General features: G+C 56.3%; 13 protein-coding genes. 6 read left to right on the forward strand and 7 right to left on the reverse strand.

What is annotated here, in order from left to right; all coding sequences use genetic code 11:
* Nucleotides 1-412: 412 nt before the first annotated feature.
* The 3 genes from feoA (at nt 413) to ACUTQ5_RS20870 (ending at nt 3263) form a co-directional block, all read left to right on the forward strand.
* On the forward strand, nt 413-637 hold the full coding sequence (gene feoA / locus ACUTQ5_RS20860; protein WP_445652792.1) for a ferrous iron transporter A: 225 nt from the start codon (nt 413-415) through the stop codon (nt 635-637).
* 71 nt (nt 638-708) lie between these two features.
* Nucleotides 709-3024 (forward strand): Fe(2+) transporter permease subunit FeoB, encoded by a 2316-nt coding sequence (gene feoB / locus ACUTQ5_RS20865; protein ID WP_445652793.1) that lies wholly within the window; start codon nt 709-711, stop codon nt 3022-3024.
* Entirely contained in the window at nt 3024-3263 is a 240-nt protein-coding gene (locus ACUTQ5_RS20870) for a FeoC-like transcriptional regulator (protein ID WP_445652809.1), read from the forward strand. The genes feoB and ACUTQ5_RS20870 overlap by 1 nt, the downstream gene beginning before the upstream one ends.
* A 47-nt stretch (nt 3264-3310) precedes the next feature.
* Here ACUTQ5_RS20870 and ACUTQ5_RS20875 read toward each other — a convergent pair whose 3' ends face one another.
* Nucleotides 3311-3595 carry a YdgH/BhsA/McbA-like domain containing protein gene (locus tag ACUTQ5_RS20875; protein WP_445652794.1) on the reverse strand — a complete coding sequence of 95 codons (285 nt, stop codon included), beginning with the start codon at nt 3593-3595 and terminating at the stop codon, nt 3311-3313.
* 246 nt (nt 3596-3841) lie between these two features.
* Nucleotides 3842-4636, reverse strand: coding sequence for a pimeloyl-ACP methyl ester esterase BioH (gene bioH / locus ACUTQ5_RS20880; protein ID WP_445652795.1), 795 nt, complete (start codon nt 4634-4636; stop codon nt 3842-3844).
* A 42-nt stretch (nt 4637-4678) separates the two neighbouring features.
* Here bioH and gntX point away from each other — a divergent pair, with 42 nt between their 5' ends.
* Together gntX and nfuA are read left to right on the forward strand one after the other, a co-directional pair.
* Nucleotides 4679-5362 (forward strand): DNA utilization protein GntX, encoded by a 684-nt coding sequence (gntX, locus tag ACUTQ5_RS20885; RefSeq protein ID WP_445652796.1) that lies wholly within the window; start codon nt 4679-4681, stop codon nt 5360-5362.
* 333 nt (nt 5363-5695) lie between these two features.
* Nucleotides 5696-6271 (forward strand): Fe-S biogenesis protein NfuA, encoded by a 576-nt coding sequence (gene nfuA / locus ACUTQ5_RS20890; RefSeq protein WP_261432458.1) that lies wholly within the window; start codon nt 5696-5698, stop codon nt 6269-6271.
* A gap of 82 nt (nt 6272-6353) precedes the next feature.
* Here nfuA and malQ read toward each other — a convergent pair whose 3' ends face one another.
* Together malQ and malP are read right to left on the reverse strand one after the other, a co-directional pair.
* Nucleotides 6354-8444 carry a 4-alpha-glucanotransferase gene (malQ, locus tag ACUTQ5_RS20895; protein ID WP_445652797.1) on the reverse strand — a complete coding sequence of 697 codons (2091 nt, stop codon included), beginning with the start codon at nt 8442-8444 and terminating at the stop codon, nt 6354-6356.
* Between the two features lie 9 nt (nt 8445-8453).
* Nucleotides 8454-10859 carry a maltodextrin phosphorylase gene (gene malP / locus ACUTQ5_RS20900; RefSeq protein ID WP_445652798.1) on the reverse strand — a complete coding sequence of 802 codons (2406 nt, stop codon included), beginning with the start codon at nt 10857-10859 and terminating at the stop codon, nt 8454-8456.
* Between the two features lie 543 nt (nt 10860-11402).
* Between malP and malT the strand changes: the two genes are divergently transcribed.
* Complete coding sequence (gene malT / locus ACUTQ5_RS20905; RefSeq protein WP_445652799.1) at nt 11403-14117, forward strand: HTH-type transcriptional regulator MalT; 2715 nt, start codon at nt 11403-11405, stop codon at nt 14115-14117.
* An 18-nt stretch (nt 14118-14135) separates the two neighbouring features.
* On the opposite strand, the gene ACUTQ5_RS20910 is transcribed toward malT, so the two are convergent.
* The 3 genes from ACUTQ5_RS20910 to ACUTQ5_RS20920 are packed head-to-tail and all read right to left on the reverse strand — an operon-like array spanning nt 14136 to nt 16347.
* Nucleotides 14136-14822, reverse strand: a complete 687-nt coding sequence (locus ACUTQ5_RS20910; protein ID WP_445652810.1) for an L-ribulose-5-phosphate 4-epimerase — start codon at nt 14820-14822, stop codon at nt 14136-14138.
* Nucleotides 14823-14826: 4 nt separating this feature from the next.
* The gene (locus ACUTQ5_RS20915) at nt 14827-15681 is read right to left on the reverse strand and encodes an L-ribulose-5-phosphate 3-epimerase (RefSeq protein ID WP_445652811.1); all 855 of its coding nucleotides are present in this window, start codon (nt 15679-15681) and stop codon (nt 14827-14829) included.
* A 9-nt stretch (nt 15682-15690) separates the two neighbouring features.
* Nucleotides 15691-16347, reverse strand: a complete 657-nt coding sequence (locus ACUTQ5_RS20920; protein ID WP_445652812.1) for a 3-keto-L-gulonate-6-phosphate decarboxylase UlaD — start codon at nt 16345-16347, stop codon at nt 15691-15693.
* Nucleotides 16348-16360: the final 13 nt, after the last annotated feature.

A 16360-nucleotide genomic window follows, 5' to 3' on the forward strand; every position in this document is an offset into this window, starting at 1 on the left:
TAGTTACCGCTCGTATTTAGCCACTGAGATGTTGCCAAATAAATACCAATAGTGACACTTCCGGATCATGACTATTGAGTTTTTCGCTAATTTTTTCAATCTGGAAAAAAATACTACAATAATGTAACTGATTTAACCAATCATTCTCATTTACACTTGGCCAGGCTGGGTGATAAAAGTAGCCCCATCAGGCAATCTCGATCGTTAAATGTGATCGCCACAACCTTTGGTTGCCAATACCCCTATTTTTTGTATTGAATGCGATAATGATTCTCACTATTATTATTTTGCGTGTTCACTACATTACTTCATGGATTGAAAACGTCGCCGGCGCGTCATGTTTACCACGACGCTTCCTTTGGAACGTTCTTTATCACCATCAGCCCAATAAGCTGGGCTCAGGGAAGGTTACATGCATCTTCTGCCTAAACGATCGTATAAGATCGCCGGCTTCGCCAATGACATTGGCCCAGCCTACCGCCAGAAACTTTTATCACTCGGCATACTGCCGGGTTCATCGTTTGAAGTAGTGCGCGTAGCGCCGCTGGGCGATCCCATAGAAATTAAAACTCGCCGCGTCAGCCTGGTGCTGCGCAGGAAAGATCTGGCCCTGATCCTGCTCGACGGCCAATCCTGACGCTGAGCCGCCTTGCTTTGACCACGCACATTGCCTGGCCCAATTTCCCTTGACTGATATCACGCAAAATTATGAAAAAACTCACTATTGGCTTAATAGGAAATCCTAACTCCGGCAAGACGACGCTGTTTAATCAGCTTACCGGCGCGCGCCAGCGGGTTGGTAACTGGGCGGGGGTGACGGTAGAACGTAAAGAAGGCCTGTTCACCACGCCACAATCCCAGGTCAAACTGGTCGATCTGCCCGGCACCTACTCCCTGACCACCATCTCGGAGCAAACCTCACTCGACGAACAGATCGCCTGCCACTACATCCTGAGCGGCGATGCAGACCTGTTGATCAACGTGGTTGACGCTTCCAATCTGGAGCGCAATCTGTACCTGACGCTGCAACTATTGGAACTGGGCATTCCCTGCATCGTTGCGCTGAACATGCTGGATATCGCCAGAAGCCAGAAAATCGATATTGATACTGCTGCACTGTCCGCACGCCTCGGCTGCCCGGTGGTACCGCTGGTCTCCACCAAGGCCGACGGTATTGGCGTACTAAAGCAGATGATCGACAATCATCAGTTCAACGAATTGAAAGCGCTGGTGCTCTACCCGCCGGTGCTGCTGAAAGAAATGACCACGTTGAGCGATGCGATGCCGCAAAACCTGCCGAGCGAACAGCGTCGCTGGCTGGCACTGCAGATGCTGGAGGGCGATATCTACAGCCATACTTTGGCTGGCCCGGCAGCGGCTCTGCTACCGGCAGCCAAAGAGACACTGCAACAGCAGCATCAGGAAGACCCGGCACTGGTGATCGCCGATGCGCGCTATCAGTCGATTGCCACCCTGTGTGACGCCGTCAGTAATTCTCAGCAGGCGATGCCAAACCGCCTGACCGAAGCATTGGATAAAGTGATCCTCAATCGTTGGCTGGGAGTACCAATCTTCCTGGTGGTGATGTATCTGATGTTCCTGCTGGCGATCAACATAGGCGGCGCACTGCAGCCGATTTTCGATATTGGCTCTGCGGCCATTTTTATCCAGGGCATTCAATGGCTGGGCTTTAACCTGCACTTCCCGGAATGGCTGACCATTTTCCTGGCTCAAGGGGTAGGTGGCGGTATCAACACCGTGCTGCCGCTGGTGCCACAAATCGGCATGATGTATCTATTCCTGTCATTTCTTGAAGACTCCGGCTATATGGCGCGAGCGGCCTTCGTGATGGATCGCCTGATGCAGGCACTCGGACTGCCGGGTAAATCTTTTGTGCCGCTGATTGTCGGCTTCGGCTGTAACGTGCCTTCGATCATGGGTGCACGCACGCTGGATGCTCAGCGCGAACGCCTGATTACCATCATGATGGCGCCATTCATGTCCTGCGGTGCACGGCTGGCAATCTTTGCCGTCTTTGCCGCCGCCTTCTTCGGCCAGGATGGAGCTGGCGTGGTGTTTTCCCTGTATATGCTCGGCATTGTCGTGGCGATCCTCACCGGGCTGGTGTTGAAGTACACCATCATGCGCGGCGAAGCCTCCCCCTTCGTTATGGAGTTGCCGGTCTACCACGTGCCGCACCTGAAAAGCCTGCTGCTGCAAACCTGGCAGCGACTGAAAGGCTTCGTCCTGCGTGCCGGTAAAGTGATCGTGATTGCCAGCATCTTCATTGGCGGCCTGAACAGTTTTTCGTTCAGCGGCAAGCCGGTGGATAACATCAATGACTCCGCGCTGGCATCGGTATCCAAGGTGCTGACACCGCTGCTGCAGCCGATGGGCGTACACAATGATAACTGGCAGGCCACCGTCGGCCTGGTCACCGGGGCCATGGCGAAAGAAGTGGTGGTCGGCACGCTGAACACGCTGTACACCGCCGAACACATCAATAACACCGAGTTTGACGCCGCCAACTTTAACCTGCTGGACGAACTGGGCGGTGCCCTGGACACTACCTGGCAGGGCTTGAAAGACACCTTCAGCCTGAGCGTCCTGTCCAACCCGATTGAGGCCAGCAAGGGCGACGGGGAAATGGACGTCGGTTCGATGGGCGTAATGAGTAGTAAATTCGGTTCCGGGGTTTCCGCCTACAGCTACCTGATTTTCGTGTTGCTGTACGTCCCCTGCGTCTCGGTCATGGGGGCTATCGCCCGTGAATCCAGCCGTGGCTGGATGACCTTCTCCATTCTCTGGGGGCTGAATGTCGCTTACTCGTTGGCCACGTTGTTTTATCAGGTCGCCACCTTCAGCCAGCACCCACAGTACAGCCTGACGGCGATAACCATCGTGGTGCTGTTCAATCTGTTGATCCTGTTCGGCCTGCGTCGGGCGCGCAGTCGGGTAACGGTGCGTCTGGGCAACGCCACACCTGCGGCCTGCTGTCAGGGTGCCAAGGGCAAGTGTCACTGATGGCCGGCCTGTTGCAGGTCCGCGATGCAATGGCACTGCACGGCAGCGTGCAGGCGCTTCAACTCAGCCGTCAGTTGGCGGCTCCGCTGCCGTTAGTGCAGGCAATGCTGGAACGTTTAATCGCGATGGGGAAAGTGGAGCGAATTGAGCAGGATAACGACGCCTGCCTGAGCGGCAGTTGCAAAAGCTGCCCTGAGGGCAAGAAGTGCAGTACGGTGGCCTATCGTTTGAAGTCGTAAGCAAGGATCGGGGCACAGCACAGGCGCGCCCCTTTTTGAATCAATAGTTATTTTTTGTCTTTATACACGTCAGCAATAGCACTGAACTTGCCGTGTTCACGGCCTGCCAGAATAACGTAGTATTGGCCGCCTTTTTCATCGGCCAGTTTGGACAGCTCTTCTTTTGCGTCCATTGGCGACGTGGTCTGTGCGGTGGTGGTTACTGTCCCTACTTTCTCGTATTTACCCGGATTCTTGTCCAGATCTTCCTTGGTCAGCAGGGTAGCTGCCATGGTGCTGAAAGACACTGAACCTACAACTAACGCGGCAATAATCATTTTCAAAGATTTCATTACAATACCTCTCAATGGATAGTTTATTTATTATGAATAACTGTCCAGGGTAAATGCGTCATAACACCAGCTGCCGTGACATTTTCTGACCTCGCTGCTTTCCCTGACGAGAGCCGTTTTCCCAGAGACGAAACGCCAAAGTAAAAAAACCATGAACGGTTTTTTCATTTCCCAGCCAACGCAGTTACCTCCCTAAGTATCGGACAGGTTTATTTTTTATCCACTAAGCGGCTATTTTTTAACGCTTTATTGTGCGTTTTCGCGGCGGATCCCACTTTCGGCCACAAAGGTGCAGATAATTTCAGCGAATTCAACAGGCTGAGAAATAAATGGCGCGTGGGCTGCTTTCGCAATGATGATTGATGGTGAGTGTGGCCAAATGACGTCGAGCAATTCAGCGACCTTGCGCGGCACTAATCCGTCCAGATAACCGTAAACCCGCAACAAGGGTAGCGACAGCTGCGCCAACGGCTGGCGGAGGTCGGCAGTCCGCAATATTTCAAGACCGCCGTTCAGGACTTCAACACTCGGCGTCGGCTGGTTAAGCACCACCGATTTCAGCAGACGGGCGTCCTGTCGTGCGCTTTCCGTGCCCAGCGTCTGTAATGCCAAAAAACGCTCTACGGTACGCTGAAAATCCTGACTCAGCTGATGCTGAAAACCGCTCAGCACTTCCGGGCGGATCCCTGGCCAGTCATCCTGTGCCGCAAAGCATGGCGAAGAAGCCACGGTGATCAACCCATGCACCCGTTGCGGCTGCATCAACGCAATCTGGCTGGCCACCAGCCCACCAAGTGACCAACCCAACCACCAGGCCTGCGCCGGCGCGGCGTCCAACACAATTTCCGCCATTTGCTCGAGCGACATGGCAGCAAACCCCTGGCTGCGGCCATAGCCCGGCAGATCGACCAGATGCAGGCGAAAATGCGGCGTCAACCGCTCAAGCATGCAACTCCACACTTCCGCGTTCAGCCCCCAGCCGTGCAGCAGCACAAGATCGCGATCGCCTTCACCTATTGTTTGCCAGTACAACGCTGTCATCGGTTATTGTCCTTTCATTCTCATCCGTCAGGGAGGACGGCTATGCTATCAATCTACAGCCGCTGTTGGCTATGCCGACAGCCATTACGCCTCAGCCATCATGGCATCTGCAGCTATTGCCTGCGCCACCTGCCGGCCAAACCCTTATGCTGCCCCCGCTGCGGCCTGCCCGCCGGCGATACCGTTTTGCCCTGTGGCCGCTGTCTGCAGCAACCGCCCCCTTGGCAGGCACTGGTGTTCGTCAGCGATTATCAGGCCCCATTACGTCAGCTAATCAAAAAATTCAAATTTCAGCACACTCCGGAGCTGGCGCCGCTGCTGGCACGGCTAATTTTGCTAAACTGGCAGCAGGCGCATCGAGAGCAGCATTTGAACAGACCCGATGTGATTTTAGCGGTACCCTTGCAGGCAAAACGTTGCTGGCGACGCGGTTATAACCAGAGCAGCCTGCTGGCACGGCCACTGGCTTACTGGCTGGGCTGCAACTACCGCCCCGCAGCCCTGAGCCGGGTACGCAAAACCGCTCCGCAACAAGGGTTGCCGGCCCGCATGCGTCGGCGTAATCTGCGCGGAGCATTTCGTTGCCATGAGTCCCTCGAGGGCCGACACGTCGCTCTGTTGGACGATGTGGTAACGACGGGCAGTACGGTGGCGGAAATTGCCAGGTTGTTGCAGCAGCAGGGGGTGGCATCAATACAGATCTGGTGCGTTTGCCGCACGTTGTAGTGCCACAGCAATGGGCGTATTATAATAAGGCTGTGTCCCGCCATTGACCGTGGCACCGTCGCAGACCCAAAAGTCCGTAATCAAGGCGGAGGGGGCAGGGCATAGTGGGCCTACGTTCAAGCCCGACAACACAGAGTACGGGCTTTTGGGGCGCGACCCGAAGGGCTGGGGCCATTTGAACGCGCACCTGTGTTACGAGCCGCTTATTTGGCCCACCAAACCTCACGACTCGCGCCTTGCTGCGCGTCCAAATGACCGCCAGCGGTGCTCACGTTCAATGGCGGGGCGCAGCCTGGTATAGAAGTCAACTATTTGAACTAACGAGCTAATGCCATGATTCGTATAACAGATACTGCACAGGAACACTTTGCCAAACTGCTGGCAAATCAAGAGGAAGGCACCCAAATCCGCGTATTCGTGATCAACCCGGGTACGCCTACAGCCGAATGCGGTGTCTCTTATTGCCCGCCGGACGCGGTTGAAGCGACAGACACCGAGCTGAAGTTCGAAAAGCTGTCCGCCTATATCGACGAACTGAGCAAGCCTTATCTGATTGATGCCGAAATCGACTTCGTCACCGACCAACTGGGCTCGCAGCTGACGCTGAAAGCGCCAAACGCCAAAATGCGCAAAGTGGACGACAATGCCCCCCTGATGGAGCGCGTTGAATACGTATTGCAGTCACAGATCAACCCACAGCTGGCAGGCCACGGCGGCCGTGTGACGCTGATGGAAATCACTGATGACAGCTTGGCGATCCTGCAGTTTGGTGGCGGCTGTAACGGTTGTTCCATGGTCGATGTAACCCTGAAGGAAGGCATCGAGAAAGAGCTGCTGCAGAAGTTCCCTGAACTGAAAGGCGTACGCGATTTGACCGAGCACCAGCGCGGCGAGCACTCCTATTATTAATCCCCTGTTCCAGGGCCAGATGTCCCACAGCGGATAAAAAAATACCGGATTCGGTTTACCCAATCCGGTATTTTCACCTCAATTATCCTACCGATACCTTACGCCGCCGCTTGTCCAAATCCTTCAGTAACCGGTCAACCTGTTGATCGGCAAACATCTCCTCCAGCGTTTGGGTCAGTTTGCGCCGCCAGTTAGGGTACTGACTGCTGGTACCGGGAATATTGACCGGAGCCGCCATGTCCAGCCAGTCTTCCGGCTGCAGACCCAGCAAGGCGCTGGCACTGTCGGCGACATAACGCTGTAAGCCCCGGTTAAGCAACGGGCTCATCTGTAACAACGCCGCCTTTTTTCCTACCTTCTGCGGTACACAACCATAGTGGTGCAGCCCATCCAGCAACCCCTGTTTGGCACGTTCGCGATCGGCGAACAGCCCTTTGAGGATCTCGGCGTCCGGATACAGCCCCAGTTGGTTACCCAACTGCAGGTCACCACTTTGCCAATAACCGCGCAGCGTCGGCAGATCGTGCGTGGTGATGGTCGCCATAGCCTGCACCGGATAGGCCTGCGGTGCGCGGAAGTGGTTCTCACCGTCACGTTCGAAGTACAGCACCTTATAGGAATAAACCCCGCTGTCGCGCAGTTTACCGACAATCTCAACCGGCACGGTCCCGAGGTCTTCGCCAATCACCATGCAGCGGTGACGTTGGCTTTCCAGTGCCAGCACCGCCAGCAGATCGTCCACCGGGTATTTCACATAGGCACCGTGAACCGCGGTTTCACCGTAGGGGATCCACCACAGACGCAGCAACGCCATTACATGATCAATGCGCAGCGCGCCGCAGCTGGTCATATTGGCGCGCAGCAGATCGATAAACGGCTGATAGCCGCGCGCCGCCATCACATGCGGGTCCATCGGTGGCAGACCCCAGTTTTGCCCGAGCGGCCCCAGAATGTCCGGCGGTGCGCCCACCGAGGCTTTCAGACAATAAAGATCCGGCTCGCACCAGGTTTCCGAGCCCCCTTCCGCCACGCCGACTGCCAAATCGCGATACAGGCCAATTGGCATCTGCTGTTGCTGGCTCAGGCGGAAACAATCAGCGAACTGGCTGGCGGCCAGCCACTGCAGCCACAGGTAAAACTGCACCTGATCCTGCTGTTGCTGACAAAATTGCTGCACCGCAGCACTGTCGCCCTGTTGATATTGTTCCGGCCAGGCCGGCCAGCCCCACAGGCTGCTGTCAATGGCTGCCAGATGGGCATGCAGCGCATCAAAAGCCGCCTGTTGATACAGGCTGTCACCGCCTTCGAGAACAAACTGCTCAAATGCCTGACGCTGCTCGTCACCCGCTTTACGCGCCTGGAACTGCGGGAATGCCAGCTGCAGCGCCGCCAGCTTCAGCTGCGTCACCGTGCTGTAATCCACCTGTTCAGTGCTACGCGCTGCGGCCAGTTTTTTTTGCGTGGTCGGTTTCAACCACCATTGCTGTGCGGCGTCGTTGAGTTGGAAATCTTCCACCGCATTAACATCGATATAAATCACGTTCAGCCAGCGGCGCGATGACGGGCTGTACGGGCTGGCGCTTTCCGGATTGGCCGGATACAGCGCGTGGATCGGGTTCAGTCCAACAAAAGCACCGCCCCGTTCACCGACCTGCTCTACCATCTGGCGCAGATCGCCAAAGTCACCGATGCCCCAGTTACGGTCTGAACGCAGGGTATAAAGCTGGACGCAAGCGCCCCACAGCTTCTTTCCGGTCAGTAAGGCATCCGGTTCAAAGCAGCGTCTCGGTGCCACGATCAGCCGGCAATGCCACTGCTGCGCGTCCTGCTTCAACGTCAGTTGGTGATAGCCCGGCGGTAACTCGCCCGGCAGGGTAAAAGTTTTACGCGCGCTGGCACGTCCCTGTCGCTGGCCACCGTCTTCGCGCTGCAGCGTCCACAGATACTCGCCGCTACCTGCCAGCGGCAATGCCACCGGTGCCCCCTGATAGAACACCTTCACCGCCGGTAGCGGCAGCACTGCGGCCTCCAATGGGGTCGTACTGCGCCCCATGGCGTCCAGCAGTCGGCGCTTGGTGTCCTCAGCGATCGCCTGCTGTTGACCGTGGGCATTAATATAATCGGCAGCGATACCCGCCTGAGCTGCCGCCTGATCGATGACCTTGTGCTCCATTCGTTCTCCTTAACGCTTGGCTTGCCAGATACGCTGCTGGTAGTCACGAATCGAACGATCCGAACTGAACATACCGACACGCGCGGTGTTAAGAATAGTACGACGCGTCCACTCATCACGGTCACGATAGAGTTCATCTACCTGCTGTTGAGCTTTGCAATAAGAAGCAAAGTCCGCCAGCACCAAATAAGGGTCGCCGCCTTCCAGCAGGCTGTGCAGCATCATGTCGAAAGCATGCTTGTCGCCGTGGCTAAATGCACCGCTCGCCAGCTCGTCCAGGATCGCCTTCAGGTGCTTGTCTTTCTTGCGATAGCTGAGCGGATCATAGCCTTTTGCCAGCAACGCCTTCACCTGATCCACGGTGTTACCAAAGATAAAGATATTGTCTTCACCCACCTGCTCGGCGATTTCCACGTTAGCGCCATCCAGGGTGCCGACGGTCAGCGCACCGTTCAATGCCAGCTTCATGTTGCCGGTGCCGGAGGCTTCTTTACCTGCAGTGGAAATCTGCTCGGAAATATCTGCCGCCGGGATCATCAGCTCAGCAACAGACACGCGGTAGTCAGGAATAAACGCCACTTTCAGACGATCCTTCACCAGTGGATCGTTGTTGATCTTTTCAGCCGCCTGATTGATCGCGTAAATGATGTTTTTCGCCAGGTAGTAGCCCGGTGCCGCTTTGGCACCGAACAGGAACACCCGCGGCACGATATCGAGTTGCGGATTATCGCGCAGTTGACGATACAGCGACAGAATGTGCAGCAGGTTCAAATGTTGGCGTTTGTATTCGTGCAGGCGTTTGATTTGTACGTCGAAAATCGCGTCCGGATTGAGCGTCAACCCCATCACGTCGTGTACATAGTTGGCCAATACGACTTTGTTATCACGTTTGATTTGCTGATAACGCTGGCGGAACGCCGCATCATCGGCGTATTTCTCCAGCCCTTTCAGGGCATCAAGGTCGTTCGCCCACTCCATCTTCAGCGTTTCATCAATCAGCCCTGACAGCGCCGGGTTACACTGCTTCAGCCAGCGGCGTGGCGTAATGCCGTTGGTGACGTTATGGAATTTGTTTGGCCACAGCTGGTGATATTCCGGGAAAAGGTCTTTCACCACCAGATCGGAGTGCAACTGGGCCACGCCGTTGACTGCAAAACCGCTGACCACGCACAGGTTAGCCATGCGCACCTGTTTATCATGGTGCACCGCCAGCTTGGCCCACACCGCATCGTCGCCCGGCCAGTGTTTACCCACCAGTTTTTTGAAGTTGGCATTGATCTGCTTGATGATGGAGAAATGACGCGGCAGCAGGCTGCGTACCAGCTTCTCATCCCAGCACTCCAGCGCTTCCGGCATCAGGGTATGGTTGGTGTAGGCGAAAGTTTTGCTGGTAATCGCCCAGGCGGCATCCCAGTCCAGCTGATGCTCATCGAGCAGAAGGCGCAGCATTTCCGGAATGGCGATGGTCGGGTGGGTATCATTGAGCTGGATCACTTCGTACTTCGGCAGCTCTTCAATCTTGCGGCCCGCCAAATGGTGCTTACGCAGAATATCGGCCACCGAACAGGCACACTGGAAGTATTGCTGCATCAGGCGCAGGCGCTTACCCGCCTGGTGGTTGTCATTCGGGTACAGCACCTTGGTCAGCTTGGCCGCTTCCACGCCCTGTTTCTCCGCCTGCAGGAATTTGCCGTCGTTGAAATCGCTCAGATCAAACGGATGCTGATGGGTGGCCTGCCACAGGCGCAGCGGCTGGGTCACACCATTACGGAAGCCCAACACCGGCAGATCCCAGGCTTCACCGCGCAGGGTAAACTCAGGGCGCCACAGTTCGCGGCCATCGGCCAGTCTCTCCAGTTTCCCACCGATGCCCACATCCACCGACAGCGCCGCATTGTGGCGGAACCACGGGTAGCTTTCGCGCTGCCAGTTGTCCGGGGCTTCTTGCTGCTGGCCACCGCTAAATGACTGACGGAAAAGCCCATACTGATAATTCAGCCCGTAGCCGGTGGCTGGCTGCTCCACCGTTGCCATCGAGTCCAGGAAACAGGCCGCCAGGCGCCCCAGCCCGCCATTACCCAACGCCGGATCGGTTTCCTGCTCCAGAAGATCCGCCAGCTTGATATCCTGTTCCGCCAATGCCTGCTCGACGGTGTCGTACCAGCCCAGGTTAATCAAGTTGTTAGCCGTCAGGCGGCCAATCAGAAACTCCATCGAAATGTAGTTCACATGGCGCAACGACTTATTGCTTTTACGCGGAGCCGGTTGTGCAGCAAGCTGCTCGGCCAGTGCGCGGCTGACCGCTTCCCACCATTGGTGCTGGGTCATCTGTTGTGCAGAACTGAGGCCAAACTGTTGCCACTGACGGTTCAGTGCCGCCAGAAAAGCATCCTTTTTAAGCGTAGGCTGTGACATAAGGAAAACTCTCTATCCAGTAAGTGGGTCAAATTACCGTTATCGTGCCGGGGAGAAACAGTGAAGGCATCATCCCGCCTGGGGATTAGCTGGGGAGGAGGATTGGGGCGTAGCTAAAATTGTGATCTCAGGCACTTTTTGACTCCCTTGCATCATGCAAAAAAGCCCACCGACGAAGGCAGCGAGCACCGAGAAAAGGTGAAAAATTGTTCAAGGACGTTAGCATAGATATTGCAGCGGCTATAGTGTTGCACACAGCCGGAAATGCTTTTCTGCCTCTGTGTCACCAAACCGCACCACCACACCGCGACTCCACAGGGATTTGCCTGCAAACGTAAAAAAGTGTGATCAATAGCAATTTAACTCCAAGCCAATGCTGAACCTTGTTGCAATACGTTTAACGTTGTCAGAACTTAGGAGGGGGATTAATTACGAGCCATAAAATAATTAACCTCACTCCGATCCCGGCAGGCGTCGCGATGAAAAAAACGCCATCGGGCAGGCCTACGGCGGCGGGAACCGCGCTTTTCACTCTGGAATACTATGCTGATCCCATCAAAACTGAGCCGTCCGGTACGGCTGCAAAATACCGTGATCCGCGATCGCCTGTTGGCCAAACTCGCCAGCACGGCCAACTATCGCCTGACATTGGTCAATTGCCCTGCGGGATACGGAAAAACGACATTGGTCGCCCAATGGGCGGCCGGAAAATCAGATTTGGGCTGGTACTCGCTGGATGAAAGCGACAACCAGCCAGAGCGTTACGCCAGCTATCTGATCGCCGCCCTGCAACTCGCCAGCGGCGGTCACTGCGTGAAGAGCGAGGCGCTGAGCCAAAAACATCAGTACGCCAGCCTGTCGGCGCTGTTTGCCCAATTGTTTATCGAACTTTCCGAATGGCACCAACCGCTGTATCTGGTGATTGATGACTACCACCTGATCACCAACGATGTCATTCATGAAGCCATGCGCTTTTTCCTGCGCCACCAGCCGGAAAACCTGACGCTGATCCTGCTGTCCCGCACCCTGCCACCGCTGGGTATTGCCAATTTGCGCGTGCGCGACCAACTGCTGGAAATGGGCACGCAACAACTGGCCTTTACCCATCAGGAAGCCAAACAGTTCTTCGACTGCCGCCTGGTGGCACCAATGGAATCGCAAGACAGCAGCCGCCTGTGCGATGAAGTCGAAGGTTGGGCCACTGCGCTGCAGCTGATCGCGCTGTCCGCCCGGCAGTCCACCTCCTCCGCCCAACAGTCCGCCAAACGCCTGGCCGGGCTGAACGCCAGTCACCTGTCGGATTATTTGGTGGACGAAGTGCTGGATCACGTCGACGCTGAGGCGCGCGCCTTCCTGCTGCGCTGTTCGGTGCTGCGCTCCATGAATGATGCGCTGATCGTGCGTCTGACCGGCGAAGACAACGGCCAGCAACGGCTGGAAGAACTCGAACGTCAGGGGTTATTTATCCACCGCATGGACGACAGCGGTGAATGGTTCTGCTTCCATCCGCTGTTCGCCACCTTCCTGCGTCAACGCTGCCAATGGGAACTGGCACTGGAGCTGCCCGGCTTGCACCGTGCCGCCGCCGAAGGCTGGCTGGCGCTGGGTTACCCGGCAGAGGCCATTCACCACGCGCTGGCCGCCACCGACGTCAGTATGCTGCGCGACATTCTGCTGCAGCATGCCTGGTCGCTGTTTCATCACAGCGAATTGGCCTTGCTGGAAGAGTGTTTGAATGCGCTGCCATATGAACGGCTGATCCAAAATCCCAAGCTGGCGCTGCTGCAAGCCTGGTTGGCGCAGAGCCAACACCGCTACAGCGAAGTGAACACCCTGCTGGAACGCGCCGAACAGGCAATGCGCGAGCAAAAAATTGAGGTCGATCGCACCTTAGAGGCCGAATTTGACGCCCTGCGCGCCCAGGTAGCGATCAACGCCGGTAAGCCGGAAGAAGCCGAACGCCTGGCTACCGAGGCGCTGAAGTTCCTGCCACTTTCCAGTTATTACAGCCGTATCGTTGCCACCTCGGTGACCGGCGAAGTCCATCACTGCAAGGGCGAACTGGCACGTGCACTGCCGATGATGCAGCAAACCGAGCAGATGGCGCGGCGCCATCAGGCTTACCACTATGCGCTGTGGGCACTGTTGCAGCAGAGCGAGATTCTGATCGCTCAGGGTTTCCTGCAGGCCGCCTTTGAGACTCAGGACAAGGCGTTTGAACTGGTACGTGAACAGCATCTGGAACAATTGCCGATGCATGAGTTCCTGCTGCGCATCCGTTCACAAATCCTGTGGTCATGGTCACGGCTGGACGAAGCGGAAGATGCGGCTCGCGAAGGTCTGAAAATCCTGGCCAACTACCAGCCCCAGCAACAGTTGCAATGCATCGCCATGCTGGCCAAGTGTTCTCTGGCTCGTGGCGATCTGGATAACGCCAATGCGCACATGCAACGTTGCGAAGTGCTGCTGCACGGTACCCATTACCATAGCGACTGGCTGACCAACGCCGACAAACCGCGAGTGATCCTCTGGCAGATGACCGGCGATACTGCCGCCGCGGCCCAATGGCTGCGCCAGACTGAAAAGCCCGGCATGGCGGACAACCACTTTATGCAGGGCCAGTGGCGCAACATTGCCCGGGTACAAATCATGCTGGGCCAGTATGAAGAAGCCGAGGTGGTGTTGGATGAACTCAACGAAAACGCCCGACGCCTGCGACTGGTCAGCGATCTGAACCGTAACCTGCTGCTCAGCAATCAACTTTACTGGCAGATGGAACGCAAAAGCGACGCTCAAAAGGTGCTGATGGAGGCGTTGTCACTGGCCAGCCGCACCGGATTTATCAGTCACTTCGTTATTGAAGGTGAAGCGATGGCACAGCAGCTACGCCAATTGATCCAGCTCAATACGCTGCCGGAGCTGGAAAACCACCGTGCCCAACGTATTCTGCGCGATATCAACCAGCATCATCGGCATAAGTTTGCGCATTTTGACGAGAACTTCGTCGATAAGCTGCTAACTCATCCACAGGTGCCAGAACTGATCCGCACCAGTCCGCTGACACAGCGTGAATGGCAGGTGCTGGGGCTGATTTATTCCGGCTACAGCAACGACCAGATCGCCGGCGAACTGGCGGTGGCCGCCACCACCATCAAAACCCATATTCGTAACCTGTACCAGAAGTTGGGCGTGGCCCACCGCCAGGAAGCGGTACAGCAGGCACAACAGCTGCTGAAGATGATGGGGTATGGTGCCTGATAACGTTTTAACCCAGAGCTATCCTTGGCCGTAATAGGCGGCCACTCCGTGTTTGCGGCTATAATGTTTTGCCAGCAGATGGTCATCAATGCGGCTAATATCAGGATTTATGCCGTAGCTGATCCAGGCCATTTTCGCCACCTCCTCCAGCACCACCGCATTATGCACCGCCTCATCCGGCGTGAGGCCCCAGTTGAATGGGCCGTGCTGGAACACGATAATGCCTGGCGTGTCGAGCGCCTGACGGCACCCCAGGGTTTCTATTATCACCTTCCCGGTATTCAACTCGTATTCTCCGGCGACTTCTTCCGCGGTCAGTCCACGCGTGCAGGCAATATCCCCGGCAAAATAATCGGCATGGGTAGTGCCAAGCGCCGGTATCGACTTACCGGCCTGCGCCCAGGCGGTAGCGTGAGTGGAATGGGTATGCACAATGCCGCCAATTTGTGCATATTCCCGATACAGCGCCAAATGTGTGGGGGTGTCGGAAGAAGGCCGCAAACGCCCCGCCACCACTTCTCCTTGCATATTCACCACCACCATATCGGTGGCCTGCATATTTTCATAAGGTACGCCGCTCGGCTTGATCACCACCAGCCCCCGTTCACGATCAATACCGCTGACGTTGCCCCAGGTGTAAGTCACCAGCCCGTACGCAGGCAGGGCCATATTCGCGGCATAGACCCGCTGTTTCAGTTGTTCCAGCATACTAAGCTCCTATAGCCAACCCGGCCCTTGCCATACGTTCAGTCACCCAGGCTTTCGCCGCCCTCACCTCCTGTAACGGGTCGGTCGCAGTTTCGCTCCACATCTCAATCAGATAGGGTCCGTGGTAGCCACTGTGCAATAAGGTACTAAAACAACCTTCAAAATCGACCACCCCTTCGCCAAAGGCCACGTTTTTAAACTCGCCCGGACGGGTATCCTTTACATGGACCGCCACGATATGCCCGCGACCGGCAACCAGTTCCATCTGCACGTCGTTGTCCCAGGCCGACAGGTTGCCAATATCCGGATACAGCTGAAACCACGGGTTATTCAGGTAATGGGCATAGCCCAGTGCCTTGCTGATCGAGTTCATCAACGGGTAATCCATAATTTCCATCGCCAGCGTCACCTGGGCACGACTGGCCATTTCCACCGCCTGTTTCAAACCGTCGCGAAACCTCTCGCGCGTGTTGTCATTGGCCTGCTGGTAGTAAACGTCATAACCCGCCAATTGAATCACCCGGATGCCGAGATCCTGCGCCAGCCGGATGGCCTTTTGCATAATCTGCAGCCCCTGGTTGCGCACCTCATCATCCTCGCTGCCTAAAGGAAACCGACGGTGGGCGCTCAGGCACAGTGAAGGCACGCGTACGCCGCTGGTCGCAACGGCTTGAACCAGCGCCAGGCGCTGCTCGCTGCTCCAGTCCAGCCTTGCCTGACGGCTGTCGCTCTCATCTATCGACATCTCTACGAAATCAAATCCCAGTTCACCCGCCAGTTGCAGACGCGTCAGCCAGTCCTCTCCCGGCGGCAGCGCCTTTTCGTAGATGCCCAACGGGACGACCTTTTGCAACATAGCCATAATTTACCCCCACAGTTGAGCAATAGCGCGCTTGAACTCACGTGCCGCTGCCACCGGATCCGCAGCATCGCGAATACTGCGCCCGGCGATGAACACATGAATGGGAATGCCCTGGAACAGCGGCAGATCGCTCAACGCAAGCCCACCGGTGACGGTAACCTTGAACCCCATATCGGCAAGGCGCCGAATAGCGGCGATATCTTCATCGCTCCAGGCCACACCGGCAGCCTGTGCATCGCGGCTACGGTGATAAACCACCTGCTGCACGCCCGCCTGACGCCACTCCAACGCTTGTTCCCAGGTCCAAAAGCCGGTCAGTTCGATCTGCACGTCGCCATCGAACTCTTTCGCCACGGCCAGCGCACCTTTGGTGGTATTGATATCGGCGCAACAAATCACGGTGATCCAGTCAGCATTGGCCTCAAAACACATGCGTGCCAGGATCTGACCCGCATCGGCGATTTTAGCGTCCGCCAATACGATCCGATCCGGGTACAAGGCTTTCAGGTCGCGCACTGCACGCACCCCTTCAGCCACGCACAAAATGGTGCCCACTTCGATGATGTCGACTTCGTCGGCGATCAACCGTGTCGTACGATAGGCATCGTCCATTGACTGGTTATCCAGCGCCACCTGCAGCATAGGTAAATGTTGGGTCATCATGCTCTCCTGA

Source organism: Serratia sp. NA_112.1 (assembly GCF_052691715.1).

Coding starts and splice junctions, on each gene's coding strand:
- feoA (WP_445652792.1), top strand. CDS start 413: ATGCATCTTCTGCCTAAACGATCGTATAAGATCGCCGGCTTCGCCAAT.
- feoB (WP_445652793.1), top strand. CDS start 709: ATGAAAAAACTCACTATTGGCTTAATAGGAAATCCTAACTCCGGCAAG.
- ACUTQ5_RS20870 (WP_445652809.1), top strand. CDS start 3,024: ATGGCCGGCCTGTTGCAGGTCCGCGATGCAATGGCACTGCACGGCAGC.
- ACUTQ5_RS20875 (WP_445652794.1), bottom strand. CDS start 3,595: ATGAAATCTTTGAAAATGATTATTGCCGCGTTAGTTGTAGGTTCAGTG.
- bioH (WP_445652795.1), bottom strand. CDS start 4,636: ATGACAGCGTTGTACTGGCAAACAATAGGTGAAGGCGATCGCGATCTT.
- gntX (WP_445652796.1), top strand. CDS start 4,679: ATGCTATCAATCTACAGCCGCTGTTGGCTATGCCGACAGCCATTACGC.
- nfuA (WP_261432458.1), top strand. CDS start 5,696: ATGATTCGTATAACAGATACTGCACAGGAACACTTTGCCAAACTGCTG.
- malQ (WP_445652797.1), bottom strand. CDS start 8,444: ATGGAGCACAAGGTCATCGATCAGGCGGCAGCTCAGGCGGGTATCGCT.
- malP (WP_445652798.1), bottom strand. CDS start 10,859: ATGTCACAGCCTACGCTTAAAAAGGATGCTTTTCTGGCGGCACTGAAC.
- malT (WP_445652799.1), top strand. CDS start 11,403: ATGCTGATCCCATCAAAACTGAGCCGTCCGGTACGGCTGCAAAATACC.
- ACUTQ5_RS20915 (WP_445652811.1), bottom strand. CDS start 15,681: ATGTTGCAAAAGGTCGTCCCGTTGGGCATCTACGAAAAGGCGCTGCCG.
- ACUTQ5_RS20920 (WP_445652812.1), bottom strand. CDS start 16,347: ATGACCCAACATTTACCTATGCTGCAGGTGGCGCTGGATAACCAGTCA.